The sequence below is a fragment of the Solidesulfovibrio sp. DCME genome (assembly GCF_049995385.1).
GTDB lineage: Bacteria > Desulfobacterota > Desulfovibrionia > Desulfovibrionales > Desulfovibrionaceae > Solidesulfovibrio.
Map to the genome: position 1 here is coordinate 5,155,612 of NZ_CP188261.1, position 23,217 is coordinate 5,178,828.

The 23,217-nt window shown below is 67.7% G+C and carries 26 protein-coding genes; 14 read left to right on the forward strand and 12 right to left on the reverse strand.

From position 1 onward, the window contains the following. The first annotated feature begins 142 nt into the window (after positions 1-142). From ACP59X_RS22750 to ACP59X_RS22795, 10 genes are all read left to right on the forward strand, one after another. On the forward strand, positions 143-469 hold the full coding sequence (locus ACP59X_RS22750; protein ID WP_428562953.1) for a hypothetical protein: 327 nt from the start codon (positions 143-145) through the stop codon (positions 467-469). Positions 470-670: 201 nt separating this feature from the next. Further along, positions 671-916 (forward strand): Nif11-like leader peptide family natural product precursor, encoded by a 246-nt coding sequence (locus ACP59X_RS22755; RefSeq protein WP_428562955.1) that lies wholly within the window; start codon positions 671-673, stop codon positions 914-916. A gap of 134 nt (positions 917-1,050) precedes the next feature. Continuing rightward, positions 1,051-2,652, forward strand: a complete 1,602-nt coding sequence (locus ACP59X_RS22760) for a PAS domain-containing sensor histidine kinase (protein ID WP_428562957.1) — start codon at positions 1,051-1,053, stop codon at positions 2,650-2,652. Between the two features lie 221 nt (positions 2,653-2,873). Next, positions 2,874-3,182 carry a DUF883 family protein gene (locus ACP59X_RS22765; protein WP_428562959.1) on the forward strand — a complete coding sequence of 103 codons (309 nt, stop codon included), beginning with the start codon at positions 2,874-2,876 and terminating at the stop codon, positions 3,180-3,182. A 1-nt stretch (position 3,183) separates the two neighbouring features. After that, on the forward strand, positions 3,184-3,561 hold the full coding sequence (locus ACP59X_RS22770; RefSeq protein ID WP_428562961.1) for a phage holin family protein: 378 nt from the start codon (positions 3,184-3,186) through the stop codon (positions 3,559-3,561). Next, positions 3,552-3,743 carry a hypothetical protein gene (locus ACP59X_RS22775; RefSeq protein WP_428562963.1) on the forward strand — a complete coding sequence of 64 codons (192 nt, stop codon included), beginning with the start codon at positions 3,552-3,554 and terminating at the stop codon, positions 3,741-3,743. The genes ACP59X_RS22770 and ACP59X_RS22775 overlap by 10 nt, the downstream gene beginning before the upstream one ends. Before the next feature lie 30 nt (positions 3,744-3,773). Then, positions 3,774-5,879, forward strand: a complete 2,106-nt coding sequence (locus ACP59X_RS22780; RefSeq protein WP_428562965.1) for a histidine kinase dimerization/phosphoacceptor domain -containing protein — start codon at positions 3,774-3,776, stop codon at positions 5,877-5,879. A gap of 84 nt (positions 5,880-5,963) precedes the next feature. After that, positions 5,964-6,224, forward strand: coding sequence for a hypothetical protein (locus tag ACP59X_RS22785; protein WP_428562967.1), 261 nt, complete (start codon positions 5,964-5,966; stop codon positions 6,222-6,224). Then, complete coding sequence (locus ACP59X_RS22790; protein ID WP_428562969.1) at positions 6,221-6,778, forward strand: HD domain-containing protein; 558 nt, start codon at positions 6,221-6,223, stop codon at positions 6,776-6,778. The genes ACP59X_RS22785 and ACP59X_RS22790 overlap by 4 nt, the downstream gene beginning before the upstream one ends. Positions 6,779-6,786: 8 nt before the next feature. Then, positions 6,787-7,728, forward strand: a complete 942-nt coding sequence (locus tag ACP59X_RS22795; protein WP_428562971.1) for a DMT family transporter — start codon at positions 6,787-6,789, stop codon at positions 7,726-7,728. A 243-nt stretch (positions 7,729-7,971) separates the two neighbouring features. Here ACP59X_RS22795 and ACP59X_RS22800 read toward each other — a convergent pair whose 3' ends face one another. Then, on the reverse strand, positions 7,972-9,069 hold the full coding sequence (locus ACP59X_RS22800; RefSeq protein ID WP_428559722.1) for a transposase: 1,098 nt from the start codon (positions 9,067-9,069) through the stop codon (positions 7,972-7,974). A 138-nt stretch (positions 9,070-9,207) separates the two neighbouring features. Next, entirely contained in the window at positions 9,208-10,074 is an 867-nt protein-coding gene (locus tag ACP59X_RS22805; RefSeq protein ID WP_428562973.1) for a heterodisulfide reductase-related iron-sulfur binding cluster, read from the reverse strand. A gap of 541 nt (positions 10,075-10,615) precedes the next feature. Here ACP59X_RS22805 and ACP59X_RS22810 point away from each other — a divergent pair. Beyond that, positions 10,616-11,716: an agmatine deiminase family protein gene (locus ACP59X_RS22810; protein WP_428562975.1), complete on the forward strand. Its 1,101-nt coding sequence runs from the start codon at positions 10,616-10,618 to the stop codon at positions 11,714-11,716. A 35-nt stretch (positions 11,717-11,751) separates the two neighbouring features. Here ACP59X_RS22810 and ACP59X_RS22815 read toward each other — a convergent pair whose 3' ends face one another. Both ACP59X_RS22815 and cysQ read right to left on the reverse strand, forming a co-directional pair. Beyond that, on the reverse strand, positions 11,752-12,018 hold the full coding sequence (locus ACP59X_RS22815) for a thioredoxin domain-containing protein (protein WP_428562977.1): 267 nt from the start codon (positions 12,016-12,018) through the stop codon (positions 11,752-11,754). A gap of 67 nt (positions 12,019-12,085) precedes the next feature. Then, positions 12,086-12,883, reverse strand: coding sequence for a 3'(2'),5'-bisphosphate nucleotidase CysQ (cysQ, locus tag ACP59X_RS22820; RefSeq protein ID WP_428562979.1), 798 nt, complete (start codon positions 12,881-12,883; stop codon positions 12,086-12,088). A 136-nt stretch (positions 12,884-13,019) separates the two neighbouring features. Between cysQ and ACP59X_RS22825 the strand changes: the two genes are divergently transcribed. Both ACP59X_RS22825 and ACP59X_RS22830 read left to right on the forward strand, forming a co-directional pair. Next, a complete protein-coding gene (locus tag ACP59X_RS22825) occupies positions 13,020-13,409 on the forward strand; it encodes a response regulator (RefSeq protein WP_428562981.1) in 390 nt (129 codons plus the stop codon). Positions 13,410-13,414: 5 nt separating this feature from the next. Further along, a complete protein-coding gene (locus tag ACP59X_RS22830) occupies positions 13,415-14,074 on the forward strand; it encodes a response regulator (RefSeq protein ID WP_428562983.1) in 660 nt (219 codons plus the stop codon). A gap of 21 nt (positions 14,075-14,095) precedes the next feature. On the opposite strand, the gene ACP59X_RS22835 is transcribed toward ACP59X_RS22830, so the two are convergent. From ACP59X_RS22835 to ACP59X_RS22860, 6 genes are all read right to left on the reverse strand, one after another. Continuing rightward, the gene (locus ACP59X_RS22835; protein WP_428562985.1) at positions 14,096-14,971 is read right to left on the reverse strand and encodes a hypothetical protein; all 876 of its coding nucleotides are present in this window, start codon (positions 14,969-14,971) and stop codon (positions 14,096-14,098) included. A 75-nt stretch (positions 14,972-15,046) separates the two neighbouring features. Further along, positions 15,047-16,669, reverse strand: a complete 1,623-nt coding sequence (locus ACP59X_RS22840) for a SidJ-related pseudokinase (protein WP_428562987.1) — start codon at positions 16,667-16,669, stop codon at positions 15,047-15,049. Further along, positions 16,666-17,043, reverse strand: coding sequence for a response regulator (locus ACP59X_RS22845; protein ID WP_428562989.1), 378 nt, complete (start codon positions 17,041-17,043; stop codon positions 16,666-16,668). The genes ACP59X_RS22840 and ACP59X_RS22845 overlap by 4 nt, the downstream gene beginning before the upstream one ends. Before the next feature lie 161 nt (positions 17,044-17,204). After that, a complete protein-coding gene (gene dctA, locus ACP59X_RS22850) occupies positions 17,205-18,554 on the reverse strand; it encodes a C4-dicarboxylate transporter DctA (RefSeq protein WP_428562991.1) in 1,350 nt (449 codons plus the stop codon). Positions 18,555-19,042: 488 nt separating this feature from the next. Next, on the reverse strand, positions 19,043-19,915 hold the full coding sequence (locus tag ACP59X_RS22855; protein ID WP_428562993.1) for a transaldolase family protein: 873 nt from the start codon (positions 19,913-19,915) through the stop codon (positions 19,043-19,045). Positions 19,916-20,142: 227 nt separating this feature from the next. After that, on the reverse strand, positions 20,143-20,997 hold the full coding sequence (locus ACP59X_RS22860) for a hypothetical protein (protein WP_428562995.1): 855 nt from the start codon (positions 20,995-20,997) through the stop codon (positions 20,143-20,145). A 468-nt stretch (positions 20,998-21,465) separates the two neighbouring features. On the opposite strand from ACP59X_RS22860, the gene rpiA reads away from it, so the two are divergent. Continuing rightward, the gene (gene rpiA, locus ACP59X_RS22865) at positions 21,466-22,191 is read left to right on the forward strand and encodes a ribose-5-phosphate isomerase RpiA (RefSeq protein WP_428562997.1); all 726 of its coding nucleotides are present in this window, start codon (positions 21,466-21,468) and stop codon (positions 22,189-22,191) included. On the opposite strand, the gene ACP59X_RS22870 is transcribed toward rpiA, so the two are convergent. Further along, complete coding sequence (locus ACP59X_RS22870; RefSeq protein ID WP_428562998.1) at positions 22,188-22,631, reverse strand: arsenate reductase ArsC; 444 nt, start codon at positions 22,629-22,631, stop codon at positions 22,188-22,190. The genes rpiA and ACP59X_RS22870 overlap by 4 nt on opposite strands. Then, a complete protein-coding gene (locus tag ACP59X_RS22875; protein ID WP_428563000.1) occupies positions 22,628-23,101 on the reverse strand; it encodes an arsenate reductase ArsC in 474 nt (157 codons plus the stop codon). The genes ACP59X_RS22870 and ACP59X_RS22875 overlap by 4 nt, the downstream gene beginning before the upstream one ends. Positions 23,102-23,217 lie beyond the last annotated feature (116 nt).

Below are 23,217 nucleotides of genomic sequence, written 5' to 3' on the forward strand. Positions count from 1 at the left end.
CCCGGCTCCGAAACGCGCCGGCAACGCGCCCGACCGGCCTTTGGCCTTCCAAGACGTGCCCAGGCGGTATATCGTGTCCTCATGCGGGGAAACGGCCGGCCACCGGGCCCGCCGAAACGATCCGCCCCAAAGGAGCCAGGCCATGAAGCCGTTGTCGCTGCTGTTGCTGGGCGTCCTCGCCGCCGGCCTGTGGGGCTGTACGGCCAGAGCCATCACCGATTCCGAATTCCGGGGCTTTTGCTACACCTCGCTCGGCCCCCGGGCCTCCTGCGACACCATCACCATTTGCAACGAATACGATACCGACGTGTTGTCGGTGAAACACGCCACGCGCGAGGACTGCGCCAAGGGCTGCGACACGGTCTACAACCGGCAGTTCGTGCCCAACGAGTTCGACGGCTGCTCCCCGACCGTGCTCATGGCCTACAACTGGTGCCGCAAGTACTGCAACGGCAACTACCCCCAGTGAGGCCGTTCGGTTTCACCGAGTGAACCGACGGCGGCGGTCCGTATGCCGGGATCAAACGGCGCGCGCCCGGCGGGGCGGGCGAAACGATGCAGGGCCAAGCATTAACATGCTAAAATAATGTAACTTTTCAAGAAACCGCACGACTCCTGGCAATTTGCACGCTCCTTGCAAAGCTCCCGGCATTTCCGGGAGGAAGGTGCCATGTCCCTGCAAAGCGCCAAGGAATTCGTCGAAAGGCTCCGCCACGATTCGTCGTTCCGCTGGGCCCTTGGAGAGTGCCGCAACAAATGGGAGCGTCGCCGCTTCGTCATCACCCAGGGCTACCGGTTCTCGCCGGCCGAGCTCGTGTGCGCCACGAGCCCCGGCGGCGAGGTGTCCGAGGACCGCACGGCGACGATCGAACGGGTTCGCCGCCAGCACGGCCACGGCAGCTACGCCTTCATGTAGCCGGCCTCTCGCTGCCTTGCCGGCCCGCCGCCGCTCGCCACGGCACGCGGGCCGTTTGCCTTTGGGCGCCACGGCTCGCGGCCGGCCTGGCGCTGCCCCTTGCCCCCGGCCGGGCCGAGGCGGCCGAGGCCTGCTTGTTCTGGCAGGCCGCTCTCTCCCACCCCCTGTCCGACCTGTTCGCCGCCATCGGCCTGCTCGCCCTCCTGGCGCTGGTGGCCTGGCGCTGGCGGCGCTCGGCGGCCGCCGTCGCCCGCGCCCGGGCCGTGCGCCACGAACTGGCCGCCGAGCGCGACCTGCTCGAGGCCGTCTTCGCGGCCACGAGCGACGCCATCCTGGTCCTGGACGAGGACTTCCGCGTCCTGGCCGTCAACGAGACCGCCGCCGACCGCTTCGGCCGCCCGGTGCCGGACATGATCGGCTGCGACATCCTCGCCCTGACCGACCCCGCCATCGTCGCCTCCCGCCGGGAACGCTACCGCCAGGCCCTGGACACGGGCAAATCCCTGCGCTTCGGCGACGTGCGCGACGGCCGCGCCCTGGACAACACCGTCAGCCCCCTGCCGGCCGGGCCGGCCGGCAAAAAACGCCTGGCCGTCTACGCCCGGGACGTCAGCCACGAGGTCGCGGCCCGGCGAGCCGTGGAGGAAAGCCGCGACCGGCTGGAAAAGCTTCTGCGCCTGGTCCCGGCCGTCATCGCCGTCACCACCCTGCCCGAAGGGCGGTTCCTGGACGTCAACGAAACGTTTTCCACCATCACCGGCTACGCCCGGGACGACGTCATCGGCCGCAACATCGAGGAACTCGGCATCTGGCTCGACCCCGAGTCCAACGCCCGCATCGACCGGGCCATCGAGGCCCAGGGCCTGGTCCGCAACATGGAGATCGAGGTCCGGTTCAAGGACGGCCGTCCGGCCACCGGCCTTTTTTCGGGCATTCCCCTGGAGGCCTACGGCCAGCCCTGCCTGCTTTCGGTCATGATGGACATCACCGGCCGCAAGGCCATGGAACACGACCTGCGCCTGGCCAAGGAGGCGGCCGAGGCGGCCAGCCAGACCCAGAGCCGTTTCCTGTCGCTGGTCAGCCACGAGATACGCACGCCGCTCAACACCATCCTCGGCATGGTCGACCTCCTGCGCGATTCGGGCCTGGCCCCCGGCCAGGAGGTGCTGGTGCGCGCCCAGGAGGAGGCCGGCGAACACCTGCTGCGCCTTTTCTCCGACATCCTCGACGTCACGCGCATCCAGTCCGGCCGGCTGGCCTTGGCCCGGGAGCCCTACGACCCCTGCGAACTGGCCCACCGCCTCGGCCGGGAATACGCCCCCCGGGCCCGGGCCAAGGGCCTGGACCTGACCGTGGACACGGCCCCGGACGCGCCGCGCCAGGCCCTGGGCGATCCGGCCCGGGTCGGCCAGGTCCTGGGCAACCTCCTCGACAACGCCGTGAAGTTCACCCCGGCCGGGACGGTGCGCCTGACCGTGGGCCAGGCCGTCGGCCAGGCCCACTATGCCGTGGCCGACACTGGCATCGGCATCCCCGAGCAGGCCAGGGCGCACCTGTTCGAGCCCTTCACCCAACTCGACGCCTCGACCACCCGGGCCTTTGGCGGCACGGGCCTTGGCCTGGCCCTGTGCGCCCTGCTTTGCCGGCGTATGGGCGGCCAGATCCGGCTCGAAAGCGCGCCCGGCGCCGGCAGCACCTTCCACGTCACCCTGCCCCTTCGGGCCGCCGAGGCCTGACGTCGCGGCTGCGGAGGGGATACAGGCCGTTCCAAGGACAACGCCGTGGAATGGTTGTGTTCCGAAAACCCGATCGCCTGCATTCGGGGGGTCCGACCTTCGCCCCGGCCCCGCCCCAACCGCCCGCGTACCCTGGCGCCTTTTCGCCACCGGGCATGGACAGCCCCACCGCGAAAGGGTAATGCTGGATCAGAGAAACCTTTGCCTGCGGAGGAAACGCCATGCCCGTCAAACGCGGCTACCCCGATGAAGCGGCCAAGGAACTGCGGGAGATCGCCCGCCATGCCGGCGCCCTGCTCGACGCCACGGCCGGCGAGGCCGACGAGCGCATCCGCAAGGCCCGAGCCCAGTTGGAGGAACGCCTGGGCGCGGCCAGGGAAAAATACGCCTCCCTCGACGGCGTCCTCGAGGAAGCCCTGGACGACGCCGCGGCCGCCGCGGACCGGGTGGTGCGGGAGCGGCCGTACCATGTGGTGGGCGGCAGTTTTCTGCTGGGGTTGTTCCTCGGCTGGTTCCTGAGCAGGAAATAGCATGGCCCCTTCGCCGGGCACCCTCGCGGCCCTTGCCGATGCCTTTTCCGGGCTGACCGCCGCCGTGGCGGACATGCTGCTGTCGCGCCTGGAGCTGGCCGGCCTGGAGGCCAGGGAAGCCGCCGTGCGCCTGGTCCAGGTCCTGCTGCTGGCCTGCCTGGGCTGCGGCCTGCTGCTGCTCGGCCTGGGGCTTGGCCTGTTCGCCGTGATCCTGGCCACCCCGCCGGCCTGGCGGCTGGCAGCGGCCGGGGGCGGCGCGGCCCTGGCCCTGCTTGCGGGCCTGGTGGCCCTGGTGCGGATGCGCACCCGGCTGGCCGCCCTCTCGGGCCTGTTCGCCGAAAGCCTGGCCAACCTCAAAAAGGACAGGGAATGTTTCTAGACGGCCAACTGCGGCGGATCGACGCCGAAAAACGGCGCCTGGCCACCCGGGCCGAACTGGAACGGCGCCTGGTGCGCCTGGAGTGGGGGCTGGCCAAGACGGCGCTTTCCCGCCCCTTTGCCGGCTTTTCCGAAGGCCTGGAGGTGGCCGGCCGCCTGTTGCGCTGGCTGCGACGCCCGTAAGTCCCGGACCACGACCGCCGGAGAAACCATGTGAAGCCGCCCCGGACGCTTTCCATACGGATGGGGCTCGTCCTTGTCACCCTGCTGGCCGTGCTGCCCGCCCTGGCCCTGCAGCTCTACGACGGCTTAAAGCAGCGCCGCCATCTTGTGGCCGACGCCATGCACGAGGCCAGCCGCTCGGTCACGGCCGTGGCCCAGACCCAGCTGCGTGTCACCGAAGGCGCCAAGCTCCTGCTCACCACCCTGGCCGCCATGCCCGAGGTCAAAAAACTCGACGTACCGGCCTGCGGCGCGCTTTTCGCCACCCTGCTCCAGCGCAACCCGATCTACGTCAACATCCTGGCCGTGAACCGCCAGGGCGACATCCTGGCCTCGGGCCTGCCCTCTGGCCGGGTCAACCTGGCCGACCGCAAGCACTTCGGCGACGCCATGGCCACGGGTGAGTTTTCCACCGGCGAATACATCGTCAGCCGCACGGCCTACGACCCCGCCTTTCCCTTTTCCCTGCCCATCGTCGACGACGACGGCCACACCGTGGGCGCACTCATCGCCGCCATCAGGCTCGCCAGCTTCGATGCCTTCTTCGACCAGCTCTCCCTGCCCGCGGGCTCCGTCCTCGGCATCACCGACCACAACGGCCTGCGCCTCTACTTCCGGCCGAAAAACCCGGCCAACCCCCTGGGCCTGCCCATCAGGGAAGCGGTCTGGCGCGAAATGGAGGCCGGCGGCGACAGCGGCGTCTTTCCCCAGACGGGCTCCGACGGGCAACTGCGCTACTACGCCTACCAGAAGCTGTCCCTGGAACCCGGGCGGCCGCCCTACATGTACTTCGTCGTGGGCCTGCCCGAAGCGGAAGTGCTGGCCCGGGCCCAACGCTCGCTTCGCGACAATATGCTCCTGCTGGCCGCCTCCGCCGGCTTGGCCCTGGGCGTGGCCTGGTTTCTGGGCGGCGGCGTCCTGGGCAAAAGCCTGGACCGCATCGCCGCCACCGCCGACCGTTTCGGCCAGGGCGACCTCACCGCCCGCACCGGCGTGGCCCACGCGGCCTCCGGCATCGGCCGGGTGGCCAAGACCCTGGACCTCATGGCCTCGCTGCTCGCGGCCAACGATGCCGCCCGCGACCAGGCCCTGGCCGCCCTGCGCCAGAGCCAGGAACGCCTGGTCCACATCGCCGCCAGCATGGCCGACTGGATCTGGGAAACCGATGCCGACGACCGCTACGTCTACGTCAGCCCCAACATCCGCCAGGCCCTGGGCTACGACCCCGTCAGCCTGCTCGGCAAACGCCCCTGCGACTTCCTGGCCCCGGGCGAGGAGGAAGCCGCCCGCCCGGCCGTGGACCGGGCCAGCAAGGAGCGCGGCCCCATCCATGAGCTCGTCACCTGGCGCCTGGCCAGCGACGGCGCCCGGCGCTGCATCATGACCAATGCCGTGCCCTGGCACGACGAAACGGGCCGCTTCAAGGGCTACCGGGGCGTGGACAAGGACGTCACCGAGCGCGTGCGCGCCGAGCGGGAGCTGCGCGACTCCCTGGCGGAAAAGGAAATCCTGCTCAAGGAAATCCACCACCGGGTGAAAAACAACCTCCAGATCATCTCCGGCCTGCTCTACCTCCAGGAGGAGAAGGTCCACGACCCCGAGGCCCTGGAGGCCTTCCGCGAAAGCCGAAACCGCATCGCCTCCATGGCCCTGGTCCACGAGGAACTCTACCGTTCCGTGAGCCTGTCGCGCATCCGCCTCGACGACTACATCCGCGACCTGCTCCCCCGGCTGTTCGGCCCCGAGCCCTGGGCCGTGAACCTGGCCGTCGACAGCCAGCTGGACGCCGTGGAAGTGCCCATCGAAAAAGCCGTGCCGGCGGGGCTGGCCATCAACGAGATCCTGACCAACGCCTACAAGCACGCCTTCCGGGGCCGCTCCACGGCCGGCCTGCGCCTGCGCCTAAAGGAGCGGGCCGGGTTGGTCACGGTCGTCATCGGCGACGACGGGCCGGGCCTGCCCAAGGGCTTTCGCCTGGAGGAAGGCGAGACCCTGGGCCTGCGCCTCATCGTCAACCTGGCCCGCCAGCTCGGCGGGGAAATCGTGGCCGAAAACGACGACACCGGCGCGGCCTTCCGCCTGACCTTCCCCAAATAGCGCCCCGGCCGCCAGGCCTCTTTGCCCCCGGGGCACAATGTGCTAGCCTTTGCCGCGCAGCCGTTTGCTTGCCCCGGAGGCGCCATGACACCCCAATGGACCCGACACGACGAAAGCACCCATTACATCAATCTCGGCCGAGCCCTGCTCGTGGCCGTGATCCACGAAAAAATGGGCGCGCCGGGCTGGAAGATCCAGGTCGGCAAACGCTCCCTCAAGGATAAGATCCCTAACCTCGAGGACGCCAAAAAGGTGGCCCTGGCCTATGCCGAGCGGGTGGCCAGGGACATCCGGGCCGACCTCGACGCCCTGGGCGTTGCCACGCCCCCAAAGGACCCCGCATGATCACGCGCGAAACCGCCCTGGCCCTTGTCCTGGCCGAAAACCCCAATCCGGGCCTGATCGCCCACGGCCGCCAGACCGAGGCCGTCATGCGGGCCCTGGCCGCCGCCCTGGGCCATGACCCCGAACTGTGGGGCATAACCGGCCTGCTCCACGACCTGGACTATCCCCGCACGGCCGCCGCGCCCGAACACCACGGCCTGGCCCTGCGCGACGCCCTGCCCGAAGGCGCCCTGCCCGAGGAAGCCCTGCACGCCATCGCCGCCCACAACGACGAGCACACCGGCGTGGCCCCGGGCACGGCCTTCGACTACGCCCTGCGCGCCGCCGAATCCGTCACCGGCATCATCAGCGCCGCCGCCCTGGTGCGCCCGGACCGCATGGTCGGCATGGCCCCGAAAAGCATCAAGAAAAAGATGAAGGACAAGGCCTTTGCCGCGAGTGTCCGGCGGGCCAACATCCTCGAGTGCGAAAAGGCCGGCCTGGCCCTGGACGCCTTCCTGGCCCTGGCCATCGCCGCCATCGCCGGGGTCGCCGCCGAGACGGGCCTCGCCTGAGCCCGCCCATGGCCCGACTGCTTTTCCTGGGGGCCATGGCCGCCCTGTTTTTCAGCAGCACCTTCGTCCTCAACCGAGCCATGAGCCTGGAAGGGGGCCATTGGGTCTGGTCGGCCAGCCTGCGCTACGCCTTCATGCTGCCGATCCTGGTGGCCTGGACGCTGGTGACGGCCGGGCCGGCCGGGCTGGCCCGCACCCTGCGCCTTTTCCGCGACCATCCGCTGTTCTGGGTGCTGGCCGGCACGGTGGGCTTCGGCGTCTTCTACGCCGGGGTGACGCTGGCCGCCGCCTATTCCCCGGGCTGGGTGGTGGCCACCACCTGGCAGTCCACCATCCTGGCCACGCCGCTGGTCCTGGCCCTGCTGGGCCGCCGGGTGCCGGCCAAGGGGCTGGCCTTCACGGCGCTGATTTTCGCCGGCATCGTGCTGGTCAACCTGGAGCAGGCCCGGGGGGCGGCCGGGCTGGGGAGCCTGTGGGGCATCGCGGCCGTGCTGGTGGCCGCCGTGGCCTATCCCCTGGGCAACCAGCTCGTCTGGGAGGCGCGCCACGGCGGCTCGCGGCGCTTTGGCGCCATTCCCCGCATCGAGGGCGCCGAACTCGACGCCGGCCGGGCGCCGACCCTGCTGCTGACCCTGGGCTCGATCCCCTTCTGGATCGGCCTTGTGGCCGTCACCCAGCCGCCGCCCCCCTCCCGGGAACAGGTCGTGCAGACGGCCCTGGTGGCCCTTTTTTCCGGGGTGATCGCGACCACGCTCTTTTTGCGGGCGCGCGCCAAGGCCAAAAGCGCCTACGAACTGGCGGCCACCGACGCCACCCAGTCCCTGGAGGTGGTTTTTTCGCTTTTGGGCGAAACCCTGCTCCTGGCCGGGGCCTGGCCCGGGCCGGCCGGGGCCGTGGGCGTGGCCCTGGCCGTCACCGGGCTCGTGCTCTACGTCTGCCGCCAAGTCTAGGGGCGCGCCCCCGGAAACGCTATCCGCTTTTCCAGGCACAACACATAAGAAGAATTGTTTTTTTAAAAAATACTCTCGTATGAGGGTTTTGCAAAAATAATACGAGCTACAGAATTAACACATTCCAACGGGCATGAGTGCTCATTTTTAAACACTAATGTGTTTTAATGCTGTCGTGTTTCTATTTTGCACATAATTCAGAAACGAATATCCTGATTTATGAGTATCAAAATCATATTGTTGCTATACTGTCAACAAACGAATCAATTGATCTGCTGTCAACGCAAGGATGCCAAACATAAGATGAGCAAAGACCTTAGGTCCACCGCGAACCATAAGACTTCTTCCGCCAAAATCATCTTTAAGACGGCTGTTAACACGTTCAGAATTAGTTCTTTCTCTGTATCGAATGCTAGTTGCTGGCTCCATTTCTTTTTTTATTCCATTGCGTCTTTTGTTAAAATCAATAATCGGAACGTGCCCCAATGAACGACTAAAGTCGCGAATTGTTTTGGAATCGTACGCTGAATCCATCAAGTCATAGAGACTTGTTACTCGTTCAGCGGACATTTTTGCCAACGGTATGGCTGCCTGACTATCGTGTAGTGAAGCAGAAGTAAGTATACAACTGATAGGAATTTGACCATCCGCCGAATCAATATGTAATTTATATCCAATCCATCGACGAAAATGCCCCTTACTGCTAGATTTAGCACCGATATCACATGCCATAGGAAGAGTCATTCTGGCTTCGTCGCTAGTCATTTCTATCTGTCGCTCAAGTAGCTTCTTTGTCTTTGGCTTTGTCTTGCTATTAATCGGCCGCCCCCTGCGGCGGCGTTTTTTGGGTTTGGGCGGATTCATTTTTTTAGTTGGTTTTTCTCTGGCGTTAATTTCTGTCGAATCACGACTAATATGCCCAATCAATCGTTCGCTACAATGTAGCCTGACAAGTCTTTCATGGGCATTTTGAGGCAAACCTTTTAAAGAGAATTCTGAAAATGCACGACTAAATACAGATTCATGCGGAATAGTTTTGTGTTCTTCAAAACCGCAAATCCGTCTAAGACTTGGCATCAATTGCAACGCTTCAACGAGAGCCCTTGTGTTAGGAAAATTTAAAACAGCTTTCGCAATAAACGCTCTGGCAATAGCTGCGCGACTATATGATGGCCTACCTCTTCCGAATCGAGGCAAATCCGAAATATGATCTTCTATGCGAACCAACTCAATAATCTCAACGAGTCTTTTCTGCTTATCTGTCAAAGAACCAAACTTTTCTTCTAAACATGGAATCAAAGAACCTTGTATGGCACCGAGGATGCGTGATAGGAGTCTCATGGAAGCTGGCTCGTGTGGTTTTAGTTTAGGTTTGTGGTGAACTCAAACTACCACATAACCAGCTTCCGTTCTACTCCTATCCATACGGTTTTGCAGGATTATTTAGCAAAACCGATTTTTGCAAAACCCTCGTATTTTTTAAGGGACGCCACACGAGCCGTCACCCAGGGCCTCGGCCAGGACTTCCAGGTAGCTTTGCACCCGGATCCTGCCCTGCCCGGCCTGGCGCATGGCCACGTTGCAGGCCGAACAGGCGCACACCACGGCCTCGCAACCCTGGTCCGCGATCCAGTCCACGATCTTGCCGGCCATGGCCTTGCAGCACATGGCCTGGGGCACGTCGACCAGGGTCAGCCCGTCCAGGCCGCCCAGGAAGCGGCGGTAGCGCGGCCAGTCCAGTCCGGCGTCGGGATAGGGCTTGCGGTAGGAGCTGTGGCAGCCCTCGAAATAGGCCAGGCGCCGGGGCGGCACGGCCAGGGGCCGGCCGTCCAGGGCGTCGAGGAGGGCGTCGAGGATGTAGGCGTGGCCGGCGGCCTGGCCGGGCAGGGCCCCCTTGGCCGCGTGGGCGCAGCCGGCGCAGCAGTAGACGAGCTTTCGCGCCCCGAGTTCCGCGGCCGCGGCCACGTTGGCCCGGATATACCCCCTGGCCGCCTCCCGGATGGCACCCGCCCGCTCCCCCTGGGCCTGGGGCAGCAGCGGCAGGCCGCAGCAGTATTCCTTTTCAAGCCAGGTGAAGCCGACGCCGAGGCGGCCGAGGAGCCTGACCGCGTCGCGCACGATAAAGGGCGTGCTGAAAGGCCGGTAGCAGCCGAACACCAGGGCGTTTGCGGCCGTGCGGGCCGGCCGGCCGACGCCGCTTGCCGCCAGGGCCATTTCCCGCAGCACGGACGGCGCCGCGTGGCTGCCGTCGCGGGCCACGTCCGCGAGTTGCTCGTCCAGCGTCCGGCCGGCGGCCGCCTTGTCCAGCCAGCCGGCCGGCTGGGCCTGTTTCGCCGTTTCGTCCATGACCGCCTCCTTGGTTGCAGGCATCGGGAACGCCGGCATACCGGGCGCGCCCCGATGGAACCCTGCCATAAGCCCCTTCCCGGCCGCCGGCAAGCCGACCCGCCGGTCCGCCGGCCGAAGCTTCCGGGACGGCCGTCCCTTTCCGCGCCCCCTTTCCCCGGCGGCGACCACCCTCAAGGCCAGGGGCCGCGCCCGGCAGTGGACACGCGCCGCCGCACACCCTGCCCGCCGGACAATCGGCCGCGCCCGGCCCCTTGCACCCGCCGGGCCAGCCCGGCCCTGCTGCGGCACCGAACCACCGGCCGAACAGCCAGCCCGACGTCGCGCCTCCCTTCCCCCTTGCCCTTCTCCCCCGCCTGCCCTACTGCTCCCGAAACGGCCCGCATGTTCCGCCCCCGGGCGGCCTCACGCGCCGCCCCAACCCCTTGAAGCGTTTCTTGGGAGGGTGGGGGTTCGGGGGAGGGAACCTTTTTTTGCCGCCGCGGCGGGCCGCGTGGCCCGGGTGCCCTCCCCTGATTCTCCTCCTCCCCCAAAGGACACCATGAACAGACCATTCCACTGGCCGGCGGAATTCGGCCGGCAGGCGGCGATCTGGCTGGCCTGGCCGGCCAACGCCTCGGACTGGCCGGGCAAGTTCGCCCCCATCGCCTGGGTCTACGGCGAGATGGTGCGCCGGATCACGGCCAGCGGCCAGCGCGTGCGGCTGCTGACCGGCGACGCCGGCCGCGAAACGGCGGCCAGGCGGGTGCTTCGCGACGTCGGGGCGGACACCGGCCTGGTCGACTGGTTCGCTCGGCCCATGAACCGGGGCTGGACCCGTGATTTCATGCCCTTTTTCGTGCGCGAGGGGGAAAAGGTCGTGGCCGTGGACTGCCGGTTCACGGGCTGGGCCAAGTACCCGGACCATGGCCTGGACGATGCGGTGGGGCCGTCGGTGTGCGAGGAACTGGGTATCGAGGTCGTGCCCGCCCGCCACCAGGGGCGCCCCGTGGTGCTCGAAGGCGGGGCCATGGACGGCAACGGCGCCGGGGACGTGCTGACCACCGAGGAATGCCTGCTGGATACGGTGACGCAGGTCCGAAACCCCGGCTTCACCCGGCAGGATTACGAGGCCGTTTTCAGGCAATACCTCGGCGCGCAAAACGTCCTCTGGCTCGGCCGGGGCATCGCCGGCGACGACACCCACGGCCACGTGGACGACCTGTGCCGGTTCGTTTCCCGGGACACGGTGGTGCTGTGCCGCGAGGACGACCCGGCCGACGCCAACTACCAGGCCCTTTGCGAAAACCGCGAACGCCTGGCCTGCGCCCACCTGGCCGACGGGGCCAAACTCCAGGTCGTCGACCTGCCCATGCCGCACCCGGTAATCTTCCGGGGGCAGCGCCTGCCGGCCAGTTACGCCAATTTCCTCATCGCGCAGCACGTGGTGCTGGTGCCCACCTTCAACGACGCCCGCGACCGGCTGGCGCTGGGTATCCTGGCCGAACTGTTTCCCGGCCGCGCGGTGATCGGCATCCACGCCGTGGATCTGGTCTGGGGGCTGGGGACGGTGCACTGCCTCAGCCACGAGGAGCCGGCAGCGGACGAGGTCGCGTTCTCGAAATTCGTCACTACCAATCTCGAGAACAACACCTTGAGATAATTATTTTTTTAGAACGCCACACGGGGCGGCGGGATTCAGGCCGCCGACGAGGCGCCGCCCAGGGCGGCCAGGGCGGCCGGGATGTCGGACAGGTCGCCCACGACCAGGCGGCCGGTGGCGTCCAGGGACAGGGACGGGGTGGCCAGGACGGGGATGTTTTCCGTGCCCACGGGCCAGGCCCGCACGTCCAGGACCTCCAGGCGGCAGCCCGTGCCGAGCCGCCCGCCGCACCAGGCCCGGAAGGTTTCGCCCAGACGGACCTGCTCGGGGGCCTGGCCGTCGATAAAAAGGGTCAGCCGCATTCCCGCTTGTCCTCCCGTAAGGATTCGTCGCCGCTGCCCGGAGTCGGGTTACGGCGATTGTTATACCTTACGAAAGCAATGAGATTCCGTCAATGGCACTCCCGCAAAACGAACGGGCCAAAAACGGGCCGTTGAGCAGTTCCGGCTTGTTGTAGGCAAACGGCGCGCCGTCCGGGGCGGTCAGCTCGCCGCCGGCGCCGAGCAGCACGGCGTGGCCGGCGGCGATGTCCCATTCCCAGGTCGGTCCCAGCCGGGGATAGAGGTGGCAGGCGCCTTCGGCCAGGGCGGCCAGCTTGAGCGCGCTGCCCCGGCTGACGCGCCGGTGGCCGGGAAAGCGCGCCAGATAGGCGTCCAGGCCGGCGTCGGGATGGGACCGGCTGGCCATGACGACAAGGGGTTCGCCGGGCCGGGGCGCGACGGCGCGCAGGGCTTGGGGCGGGCCGTTTCCCGTGCGCCGCGTGGACGGGATGCCCGGGCCGCCGCAGTAGAGCCTGTCCGAGGCCGGGGCGTGGATGACGCCGCACACGGGCCGACCGTCCTCGATAAGCGCGATGAGCACGCAGTAGTCGTCGCGGCCCTGGATGAACTCCTTGGTGCCGTCCAGGGGATCGACCAGGAAAAAACACTTGTAGTTTCGCCGCTCGGCGTAGGGCGCGGCCTTGGTCTCCTCGCACACCACCGGCAGGCCGGGAAACAGCTGGTTAAGCCCGGCCAGGATGATGTCGCTGGAGGCGGTATCGGCGGCGGTCACGGGCGAGCGGTCGGCTTTTTGGGCCACGGTGAATCCGCTGCGGGCGATGTCGCGCACGGCCTGGCCGGCCAGCCTGGCCAGGCCGCCAAGGGCCGCAAGATCGCTGTCCTGCATGGGGAACCTCCCGGGTATCGGTCGGCCGGGACTATTTGTCCGGCGGGGCGGCCTGTCAAGGCGTCGCGGTTGCTTTTCGGGCGCCGCGCGGCTATGAATTGGCAACGTCGCGGCACGTCCGAGCGGAGGGATATTCGTGAGCGAGGCAGTACGCGTGCTTCTGGTCGATGACGAGGAAACCTATGTGGACACGCTGCGCAAGCGCCTGTCCCGGCGGGGGCTGTCGGTGCTGACGGCCAACAGCGGCGAGCAGGCCCTGGAAACGCTCGCGGCCAACCCCGTGGACGTGGTGCTGCTCGACGTCAAGATGCCGGGCATGGACGGCATGGAAACGCTTTCGCGCATCAAGCAGGCCCACCCCAAGGTGGAGGTCATCATGCTCACCGGCCACGCCAACGTGGACGTGGCCATACGCGGCATGGAGCAAGGGGCCTTCGACTACCTCATGAAACCGGCCGAGATGGACGACCTGTACTACAAGATCCAGGACGCCCACAAAAAGATCCTGCTGTCGGGCCAGGGCTGACGCCGATGGCCCCGGGTGACGTCAGGGAGGACACGGCCCGCCGCCGGGTGCTCATCGTCGAGGACGATCCGCTTTCCGCCCGGGTGGCGGCCAAGATCCTGGATAGGCTCGGCTACGGCGTGTGCGCCATGGTCGAGACCGGCGAGGAGGCCATCCCCATGGCCGCCTTGCGCCTGCCGGACGTGGTGCTCATGGACATCAACCTGGCCGGGGCCATGGACGGCGTGACGGCGGCCCGGGCCATCATCGAGTCCGTGGGCGCGCCGGTGATCTTTCTGACCGCCGCCGTGGACCGGGACATCCTGGACCGCGTGGCGGCAACCGGCGCCGCCGGCTACATCCAAAAACCGGTCAAGCTCCTGGACCTCAAGGCCAACCTGGAAATGGCCATCACCCGGCGCCGGCGCGAACGGCCCTGCCCCACGGACGCGGCGGCGGCGCTGTACCGCCGCCTGCTTCAGGCCGTGGCCACGGCCTGCGCCCGTCCCCTCGCCGTGGTCGACACCGACGGCCGGGTGCTTTTTTCCCATCCCGACCGGGGCCTTGCCGGCGAACTGTTCGCCGAGGCCTATCCCGACCAGCCCGCCTGTCCCCAGCCCACGGACACGCCCTGCCCGGACGCGGCCGGCGCGCCGCTTGGCTGGGTGCGGCTTTTGCCCGAATAGCCTTCGTTCCCGGCCGCGCGGCTACGGCGCGTCGGCCCAGGCCAGGCTCCTGGCCGGCGGTTGCGGCTGCCTGGGGCCGGGCCGGTCGGCCAGCCGACCGGCGGCGGCGGCATGGCGGTCGATGTTGGCCGCGAAATAGGCCGTAACGACCAGGCGTTGGCCGTCCCGGGCCATGGTCACGAGCCCGCCGTCCCTGGCCCAGGCCGCGCCGTCCGGCCCCATGGGCGAGGCCGGGCCGTAGCGCTCGGCCAGGTGCTTTTCCAGGGCCGCCCGGTAGGCGTCGACATGGGCGGCGATACGCAGGGTCAGCGTCAGCAGGCCGCCGTCGACCTCGGAAAAGACGGCCGTGCCGGCGAGGGGGGCGTCCTTGGCCGCCCGGCTGCCCGAGGCAGCGGTGTCGGCGGCAAAGGCGTAGGTGGCGAGCTGGCCGGGCACGGGGCCGGAAAGGGCGCAACAGCGGCGGCTGCGCTCGCGGATGAAGGCGGCCACGGCCTCGCGTGCACCGATGGGCCCCAAGGGGGCGGCGAAATCGCAAGCCTCGCCCCGGCCCGGGGACAGGCGCAAGCGCTTGCGTCCGAGCTTGGCGGCCAGGGATTGCGGCGTCTCGTCGGCGGCGATGTCGTAAAACGAGAAGCCGGACGAGACTTCCGCCCCGGCGGTGAAGCGCACCAGGCGCGACACCGGGGCGCGCAGCAGATAGCCCGGCGGCGGGCCGGCCCGCTCCAGCAGCGCCGCCGGAGGATTGGGCAAACGCGGCGGCCGGCGCGACAACTCCTCGTAGACAAAGGCCCCGGCGGTCAAGGCGAAGGCCGCGCCGGTGAAAAGCGTGGCCAGAATATATTTGAGCAGCCCCAGCCGCTCCAGCCTCGCGACAAAACCCACCTGTCCCCGTCCCATGACCGGCCTCCCGCCGACGATTTCGCCTCCTTCCTATCGGACGGGACCCACGAGCCCATTAGGGAACACGGAACGTTACCCTTGCGGGAGGTCCAGGAGGGGCGCGCCCCTCCTGGCCGCCGGAGGCCTCGCCCCGGCTTCCTCCTTTCCGCGCCGGTCGCGCTCGTGGCGGCCGGCCAGGCAGGCCCCGACCATGGCGGCGGCGGCCTCGCCCAGTTCGGGCAGGCTGGTGCGGTTGTTGAACGCGCCCAGGTGGGGGCCGGTTTCGAGTTCCACGTCGGCCTCGCCCCGGCGATGGCCGGCGGCGGCCTCAGGGGAAAGCCCCCGGGAGACGAGGAAATCCGTAAATCCGGCGTCGGTCATGGCTTCCTGGTCGGCCACGCGCACCAGTTCGGTCATGTGGCGGTCCACGCCCATCTCCTCGACCATGCGCGCGGCCAGGGCGTCCGGGCACAGCGGCAGGGCCCGGGGCGGGTGGCCGACAAAGCCTTCGTGGTAGCGGCCAAGGGCCTCGGCGACGACGCGGCCAAGCAGCGCGGTGTCGAAGAGGTGCCGGGCGTCCACGGGGCGGCCCTGGGCGTCGCGGCCGAGCAGGGCCGGGTCGCGCATGCGGAAGGCGCTGCCGGCCACCAGCAACAGGCTGACCAGGTGGTCGCCCAGGCGGCGGTAGAGCTTCCCGCCGCCCGTGTCCCCGGGGGACAGGGCGACCAGATGCTCGAAATCGCGCAGCCCCGAGGCGCCGAAATTGGGGTGCAGGGCGCTGTGCAGCCAACGGTCCAGCCGGCCGGGCAGGCGCCAGTCGTAGCGGCCGCCGTCCTCGCGCCGGTCGCGCTGCACCCGGTTGTGGAAAAGGGGGATGGCCGCCTCGTGGACGATGCCCCGGCCGGCCAGCCAGCCCAGCAGCAAGGCGGCCCGGCCCAGGGTGGCGACGAGTTCCTCGCCGGCCATGGGCCGCCCCGGCTCGTTGGGGTAGCGGAAATAGTCGGCCCGGGCCGCATAGGCCAGGCAGCGCCCGGCCGCATCCAGGCCGGACGGGCCGGCCGGCAGGTCGGGCACGGCGAAAAGGCCGGCCTCGCCCTGGCGGCAGGGCACCGGCACATGGCAGGGTTCGGGGAAATCCAAAGCGGCGCACCGCTCCATCCAGGCCGCCTCCAGGGCCAGGCCGCTGGGGTCCTCGCCGTGCCGCAGCCGCTTGACCACCACCAGCCAGCCCGGTCGGCGGGCGGCGATGACCAGGCTGCGCCCGGCCCGGCGCGGGGCCTTGGCGGTGTCGGCTCCGGCGGCGGCCAGCAGGGCCTCAAAGGTCGTTTCGGCCACGGCCGTGGACGGCTGCGGCGGTGCCGGCGCGGCCAGGCCCGGCAGGGGCAGGGCGCCGACCGCCTCGGCCGCGGCCAGGCGCGGTTTGCCGGCAACGGCCAGGGCCCCGCACAGGGCCCGGCGCGAGGCGGCGGCCAAATCCCCCGGCCCATGGGCCAGCAGGCTGACCAGCGCCCCGGCGGCCTCGCGGTAGAGGATGCGGGCCTGGGCCTGGCGGGCATGGTCGTTGCGGGCAAGCAGATCGGCCAGGGCGGCCACCGTGGCCGGGCACAGGGCGGCGGGCTCGCGGGCCGCCAGGTCGGCCACCCGGCGGGCGGCCAGATAGGCGGCGGTGAAGTCGCCGTCGAGCCCGGAGAAGGCCTCGAAACCCGGTCCGGTCAAGAGGGGCGGACTCCCAGCACCTTGGCAAGGAGTGCGTGCAGCTCGTATTCGTCCAGCGGCTTGGGCATGAAGGCGAAGGGGCCGGTTTCGGCGGCGCGGCTGCGGGTCTGGTCGTCGACGTAAGCCGAAACGAACACCACCGGGACCTGGCTTTGGCTGCGGATGGCCCGGGCGGTCTCGATGCCGTCGAGTTCGCCGTCGAGGCGGATATCCATGAGCACGAGGTCAGGGTGCTGGCGCCGAAAAGCCTCCAGGGCGGCCTCGCCGGACGTCACCGACGCCGCGACCACGTGGCCCAGGCGCTTGAGCATGGCGCCGGTGGCCATGGCCGTTATGACCTCGTCCTCGACGATCATCACCCGTGCCGGGATCATCGCCCCGCCTCCCGATGCAGTGAAAATACGTGTCAATCGTCATTATGATGGTCCGTGGATTTCGATTTGTCAATGTGCGCGCCAGCAAAAACCGCCGCCCGACAGGGTCGGACGGCGGTCGCAACCGAGACGGCCGGCGGCGCGGACAGCCGGCGCCCCGGCTATTTGGCGTCGCCGGCGGCCTCCTCGTCGATGAGGGCATCCTCGGGATCGTCGGCCAGGATCTCGTCCCCGCCGGAAAGGACGGCGGCGAGCTTGCGTTCGTCCAGGGCGTTTTCCCACTTGGCCACGACAATGGTGGCAATGCCGTTGCCGATCAGGTTGGTGATGGCCCGGGCCTCGGACATGAAGCGGTCCACGCCGAGCAGCAGGGTCAGCGAGGCCACGGGGATGGTGCCCACGGTTTGCAGGGTGGCGGCGAGCGTGATGAAGCCGCCGCCGGTGACCGCGGCCGCGCCCTTGGAGGTCAGAAGGAGGATGAAGAGCAGGTAGAGCTGGTGGGAGATGTCCAGCGGCGTGTTGGTGGCCTGGGCCAGGAACACGGCGGCCATGGTCAGGTAGATGCAGGTGCCGTCGAGGTTGAAGGAGTAGCCCATGGGCAGGCACAGGCCGACCACGGACTTGTCGGCGCCGGCCACCTCGAGCTTGGCCATCATGCGGGGCAGGGCCGCCTCGGACGAGGAGGTGCCAAGCACCAGCAGGATCTCCTCCTTGATGTAGACGAGGTAGCGCCACAGGGAAAAGCCGGCCAGCTTGCAGACCGAGGCCAGGACCACGAAGATGAAAATGATGCAGGTCGTGTACACGCCGAGCATGAGGTACAGGAGCTTGAAGAGGGCCTCGTGGCCCTGGGAGGCCACCACGTAGGCCATGGCGCCGAAGGCGCCGAAGGGGGCGAAGTACATGATGTAGTGCACGACCTTAAAAAGCCCTCGCGAGAACTCGTCGATGATCTTGACGAAATTCTTGGCCTTCTCGCCCAGGTTGGCCAGGCCGACGCCGAAGAGGATGGAGAAAAAGAGCACTTGCAGGATCTCGCCCTTGGCGAAGGCATCGACCACGGACGTGGGCACGATGTTCATGAGGAAATCGACGGTGGACATCTTCTTGGCCTTGCCGGCGAAGTCCTCGACCTTGGCGATCTCCTTCTGGTTGGACTGCATCTTGGCGGCATAGTCGTCCATGCCGGCACCGGGCTTGTACAGGTTGACCACCACCATGCCGATGGCCAGGGCAAAAAGGGTCATGGTCCAGAAGTAGACCATGCATTTGATGCCCACCCGGCCGACCTTGCCCATATCGCCCATCTTGGCGATGCCGGTGACCACGGTACAGAAGATGATGGGGGCGATGATCATCTTCACCATGCGGATAAAGGCCGTGCCGAACGGCTGCATGGACTCGGCAAAGGACTTGGTGGCCGGAATGAGTCCCAGCACAATACCGGCGACAATACCGAAGATGACCCAGAAATAGAGAGACTTGTAAATAGCCTTTTTACCCGTGGACATGCATTCGCTCCTCGCTTCTCCGCTCGTTCGACGCATCAATGGACGATCATGGTGCTCGGACGACAATCCACTTCGGCATGTTGCGCGTCAGGACCATTCTCCACAGACCACCCTGGCAACGCGATTTCGGCAGCAGACCTCCTTTCCGGGTCCAGTCGCTTGCGGGCCGCACCGAGCCAGCCCGGCACTATCCCACTGCAACGCCTCGGATACCACAGGTCAGCCTTTTGTGGAACCAGGCCGCCTTGGTGCGCAGGTCATCTGACGATTGTGCCGCATCATGCGTCGTTCGTGATTCCAGGCCGTGTTCCTTTGTTTTTGCTGCCACGGCCCACCGCCACCCAATATTTCAGTTTTGAAATCAGGCAGCCATCCCTCGAAACGTGCGGCCACTGCTTTCCCCCTGCAACAGCGGCGCCGGCCCGGCGAAAGAAAAGCGGCCCGCCGCTTGCGCGACGGGCCGCCGTCCGAACAAAGGCGACCAGGCCTCAGGCGCCCATGTCAATCAGCGAATTCCAGTCCTCGGAAAACTTGGCCATACCCTTGTCCGTGAGGGGATGGCCGATGGCGTAGCCGGTCCACGGCCCGTCCAGGCCGATGTCCTCGTAGGGGATGGGGGCCAGGCCCGGGGCCTCGTAGCGGTAGCCGGAGCCGGGAATGGGCAGGCCGGCCTCGCCCCAGGCCAGGAGGATGGAGGCCGGGGCGGTGATGATGTCGCTGCCCAGGGCCAAGGCGCACAGGAAATGCTCCATGGAACGCACGCTGGCCGTGAGCGTCTCCACATGGCCGTCGCCGGCCTGGTACATGCGCAGGATGTTGGCGATCAGGTCCATGCCGTTTTCGCCCCGGTCGTCCAGGCGGCCGATAAAAGGCGAGAGGAAGACCGCGCCGCGTTTGGCCCCCCTGGTCGCGGCGTAGACGGCGGCGGCCTGCGCCTGGGTAAACACCAGGGTCATGTTGACGCGGCGGCCTTCGCCGGTGAGCACGCCGGCGGCTTCCAGGCCGGCGGCGGAGGTGGGCAGCTTGATGTGGGCGTTGGGGATCCAGGTGTCGAATTCCCGGGCCTGCTCCAGCATGACCCCGACGGTGGTGGCCTCGTCGGCGTAGACCTCGATGGAGATGGAGCCGCCCGGCAGCATGGCCGACAGTTCCTGGCACAGCGCCTTGTAGAACTGGTAGATGGCCGTGGCGCTGAACTTGTTGCCGTCCACCTTGTGGGCTTGCGCCTCGGGGTTTTTGGCCAAAAGGCTGGGGTTGGTGGTCTGGCCGTCCAGGAAGCCCAGGGTTTTGATGACCCGCCGGGTCTCCTCGGGATCGGCTCCGTCCAGAAAGATACGCGTCTTGAGCGTCTCGGGTCGCATGGTCGCCTCGCAGCAGGTTGTTGGGGTTCCTTGGCGCAATCCCCGTCGGGCCGTGGCCAGGCTACACCCGGCATCTGGCCACGTTGTTTCCTTGGGCGCGTCGGACCGGCCTCGGCGCGGACAGGCCGCCCACACGGGCGGCCTGTCCGGGATATAAACATATTGTTGCGGCAAAAGGCAAACGGCGGCCTGTTTTTTCGCGGCCGGCCAGCCTGGCCGGCTGGTTTTTACTGCTGGTCCATGAGCATGATGACCGAGAGGGGAAAGACCAGGCGCGAAGCGGCCGTGCCGTCGTTGACGGTGACGGCGTCCTGTTCCAGCAGGCCCGTGATCTTGCCGTCGGCGTAGGTGCCAAGCAGGGTCCGGGCGTCGGTGCCGTTGGTATTGTAGAGGAAGACCTCGCCGTTGTTCCGCATATAGCCCAGGAAATGGTAGGGTGCGGCCGTGGCCGTGTAGAACACGTTGGCCACGCCGGTCAGGGAGGAGACCGTCTCGCCCACGCTGCTGACCGTGGTGGCGGCCATGGTGCCCTGGGCCTTCACGGACTGGGCGGTGGCCCCCCAGTTTCCGCTCAGGGAAACCGAGGACACCAGGGAGCCCTGGGCGATGTCCTGGGTCAGCACGATCCCGGTCAGGCGGCCGAGGAAGGCGTTGGAGGTGTCGTAGAGGGTGAGGTCGCCGGTCACCGTCGTGCCGCTGCTCGTGCCGATGAACAGTTGCCGGCCGGAGGTGGAGAAATGCCCGAGGTAGATCGTGCCATTATAGTAGAAGCCCGAAAAATGGTAGAGATCGTAGGACGAGCCATTGGGGACCTTGACGATGCCCTTGAGCGATCCGTTGTCGTCGACGACCTTGGCTGTGGCGATATATTGCGAATTGGAGGACCAGGAACCGGTAAAATTCACCGCGCTGGCGGCCTTGCCTTGACTCGTGCCGGCGGCGGCCGCGTCGCGTGCCTGCTTGAATTGTTCGTAGGCCGTGGCATACCGTGAAAAAGCATCGTCCGTTGCCCAGGCGCTGCCTGTAAAGACACAACCCCACACGGCCAGCCAACACAACATCACTCCGACTCGAATCTTCATGCCCCTTTCCTTGCGCAGATGGTACAGACAATCGCAACGCCGCCCTTGCCTGACACCACAGCTATCCCAGACGCTTTTGCGGTGTCAAACCGATTCGCCGCTCCGGCGCCGCCTCGACCCGAAACCGTCCGTTGACGGCGGGCGCCGCCGTCGGGTCGCCGGGGGGGACAGCCGCTTCGCTCGTGTCCTTTCGCGCCATGCGCCAGCGTCCATTTCGGCGACAAGAAGGGGAAAGACATCGGGGAGGAGCCCCCGACGGCAACAACGCCCTGTCCGCAAGAGTACCTTCGCGATTCCAATGAATGACTGCCTAGGCAAGCGCGCCGCCCCCGGAGGATTCGGATTTGTGCAAAACCCTCTCTTTTGCCCGAAGCGGGAGTACCCTATTGTAGGCAGGCCGGCCCCGTCGGGCCGCCGCACGGGCGCGGGACCACGCGCGCCCGCCACACCCCGCCAAGGAGGCACGCCATGGCCAGCCACGACGACGCAGCGCACGAAGAGGTCACCCGGGCCAAACGGGCCGCCGCCGGCCGGGCCGCGGCCCTGGTCGGGCCGGGCATGGCCGTGGGGCTCGGCCACGGCTCCACGGCCGTGGCCGCCGTGCCCGTTCTGGGGCAGCGGGCCAGGCGCGGGGAACTCGTGGGCACGGTTTTCGTGGCGGCGGCGCATTTCATGGCCGAGGCCCTGCGCCGGGAAGGCCTGCCCGTGGGCAGCCTCGACGACACGCCGCGCCTGGACTTGGCCATCGACGGCGCCGACGAGATCGATCCCCAGGGCAACTGCATCAAGGGCGGCGGCGGGGCGCTGCTGTACGAGAAGATCGTGGCCCAGGCGGCAACGCGGCTCGTCATCGTGGCCGACGCGGGCAAGCTCTCGCCGCGCCTGGGCACGCGCCACGCCCTGCCGGTGGAGATCACGCCCTTCGCCCTTCGCCCGGAGCTGGCTTTCCTTGCGGCCATAGGCGGCCGGCCCGCCCTGCGCCTGCGCCCCGACGGCGACCCCATGCGCACCGAGCGCGGCAACGTCATCGCCGACTGCGCCTTCGGCCCCCTGGCCGACCCGGCCGGTTTGGCCGCCAGCCTCGATGCCCGGGCGGGCATCGCCGGGCATGGGCTGTTCGTGGGGCTGGCCGGGCTGCTCGTCGTGGCCGGGCCGGACGGTATCCGCGAGATCGTCCCCCCCGGCCGGGGCTAATCGCCGGCGTCGAGGCTGGCCGGCAACCCGGCCACAAAAGCCCGGATGGCGTCGCGCACGGCCCGGTACGGCGCCAGGGCCGCCTCCTCGCTGGCCGCGCCCACGGCCAGGGCCGGCGGGTCCTCGAAGGGGACGTGGACCTTTTTGACCGGCCCCGGGAAAAACGGGCACAGGTCGTGGGCCGAGCCGCACAGGGTCACCACGTAATCGAAAGTCCCCTCCGGCAATTCGTCCACCCGCTTGGAGGCCTGGCCGGCGATGTCCACGCCGGCCTCGGCCATGACGGCCACGGCCCGGGGATCGAGGCCGTGTTTCTCCACCCCGGCCGAAAAGGCCTCCAGCACGTCGCCCCGGTCGGCCCGGGCAAAGCCCTCGGCCATCTGGCTGCGGCAGGCGTTGCCGGTGCACAGGAAAAGAATCTTTTTTTTCGCCGTGTTCATGCGCCCTTTCCACCCTCCCAGGCCTCGCCCAGGCCTCGCCCCCGGCCGGATTTGATTTCCTCGGCCAGGCCGCGCATGCGTTCCTTGATGCGGTCACGGATGGCCCGGACCTTGGCCAGTTGCGCGGCCGCGTCGCCGACGACCCCGGCCGGGTCGGGAAACGGCAGATGCAGCCGGTAGGTCACCCCGGGAAAGACCGGGCATTGCTCTTCCAACGACTCTTCGCACACCGTGATCACGATGTCATAGAGTTTTCCATCCTTATACAGGTCGAAGACCTTCCGGGTCTTTTTGCCCGAAAGGTCGATACCTTCCTCGGCCATGACCGCCGCAACCAGCGGATTGATGGCCGTGGGGTCGAGGCCGGCGCTTTCGACCTGGGCCGCCTGGCCGCAAAACCGTTGCAGATAGGCCTCGGCCATCTGGCTTCTGGCGCTGTTGTGCACGCAGATGAAAAGAACTCGCAGCATGACCGCCTCCCGGAGCGATTGCGTTTGTCCTGCCTAGCCCGAAACCGGTGTCGATCCCGTGACGGCGGGCGGCCATCGGCTCCTTGTTTGGCAAAATGGCCAAGAGGCGTCTCCTG

What these genes read in the sequence shown, in the direction of transcription:
- rpiA (WP_428562997.1), top strand. Translation starts at nt 21,466, where the DNA reads ATGGCCAGCCACGACGACGCAGCGCACGAAGAGGTCACCCGGGCCAAA.
- ACP59X_RS22805 (WP_428562973.1), bottom strand. Translation starts at nt 10,074, where the DNA reads ATGGACGAAACGGCGAAACAGGCCCAGCCGGCCGGCTGGCTGGACAAG.
- ACP59X_RS22830 (WP_428562983.1), top strand. Translation starts at nt 13,415, where the DNA reads ATGGCCCCGGGTGACGTCAGGGAGGACACGGCCCGCCGCCGGGTGCTC.
- ACP59X_RS22790 (WP_428562969.1), top strand. Translation starts at nt 6,221, where the DNA reads ATGATCACGCGCGAAACCGCCCTGGCCCTTGTCCTGGCCGAAAACCCC.
- ACP59X_RS22845 (WP_428562989.1), bottom strand. Translation starts at nt 17,043, where the DNA reads ATGATCCCGGCACGGGTGATGATCGTCGAGGACGAGGTCATAACGGCC.
- ACP59X_RS22770 (WP_428562961.1), top strand. Translation starts at nt 3,184, where the DNA reads ATGGCCCCTTCGCCGGGCACCCTCGCGGCCCTTGCCGATGCCTTTTCC.
- ACP59X_RS22795 (WP_428562971.1), top strand. Translation starts at nt 6,787, where the DNA reads ATGGCCCGACTGCTTTTCCTGGGGGCCATGGCCGCCCTGTTTTTCAGC.
- ACP59X_RS22750 (WP_428562953.1), top strand. Translation starts at nt 143, where the DNA reads ATGAAGCCGTTGTCGCTGCTGTTGCTGGGCGTCCTCGCCGCCGGCCTG.
- ACP59X_RS22870 (WP_428562998.1), bottom strand. Translation starts at nt 22,631, where the DNA reads ATGAACACGGCGAAAAAAAAGATTCTTTTCCTGTGCACCGGCAACGCC.
- ACP59X_RS22815 (WP_428562977.1), bottom strand. Translation starts at nt 12,018, where the DNA reads ATGCGGCTGACCCTTTTTATCGACGGCCAGGCCCCCGAGCAGGTCCGT.
- dctA (WP_428562991.1), bottom strand. Translation starts at nt 18,554, where the DNA reads ATGTCCACGGGTAAAAAGGCTATTTACAAGTCTCTCTATTTCTGGGTC.
- ACP59X_RS22835 (WP_428562985.1), bottom strand. Translation starts at nt 14,971, where the DNA reads ATGGGACGGGGACAGGTGGGTTTTGTCGCGAGGCTGGAGCGGCTGGGG.
- ACP59X_RS22860 (WP_428562995.1), bottom strand. Translation starts at nt 20,997, where the DNA reads ATGAAGATTCGAGTCGGAGTGATGTTGTGTTGGCTGGCCGTGTGGGGT.
- ACP59X_RS22755 (WP_428562955.1), top strand. Translation starts at nt 671, where the DNA reads ATGTCCCTGCAAAGCGCCAAGGAATTCGTCGAAAGGCTCCGCCACGAT.
- ACP59X_RS22855 (WP_428562993.1), bottom strand. Translation starts at nt 19,915, where the DNA reads ATGCGACCCGAGACGCTCAAGACGCGTATCTTTCTGGACGGAGCCGAT.
- ACP59X_RS22875 (WP_428563000.1), bottom strand. Translation starts at nt 23,101, where the DNA reads ATGCTGCGAGTTCTTTTCATCTGCGTGCACAACAGCGCCAGAAGCCAG.
- ACP59X_RS22810 (WP_428562975.1), top strand. Translation starts at nt 10,616, where the DNA reads ATGAACAGACCATTCCACTGGCCGGCGGAATTCGGCCGGCAGGCGGCG.
- ACP59X_RS22800 (WP_428559722.1), bottom strand. Translation starts at nt 9,069, where the DNA reads ATGAGACTCCTATCACGCATCCTCGGTGCCATACAAGGTTCTTTGATT.
- ACP59X_RS22785 (WP_428562967.1), top strand. Translation starts at nt 5,964, where the DNA reads ATGACACCCCAATGGACCCGACACGACGAAAGCACCCATTACATCAAT.
- cysQ (WP_428562979.1), bottom strand. Translation starts at nt 12,883, where the DNA reads ATGCAGGACAGCGATCTTGCGGCCCTTGGCGGCCTGGCCAGGCTGGCC.
- ACP59X_RS22775 (WP_428562963.1), top strand. Translation starts at nt 3,552, where the DNA reads ATGTTTCTAGACGGCCAACTGCGGCGGATCGACGCCGAAAAACGGCGC.
- ACP59X_RS22765 (WP_428562959.1), top strand. Translation starts at nt 2,874, where the DNA reads ATGCCCGTCAAACGCGGCTACCCCGATGAAGCGGCCAAGGAACTGCGG.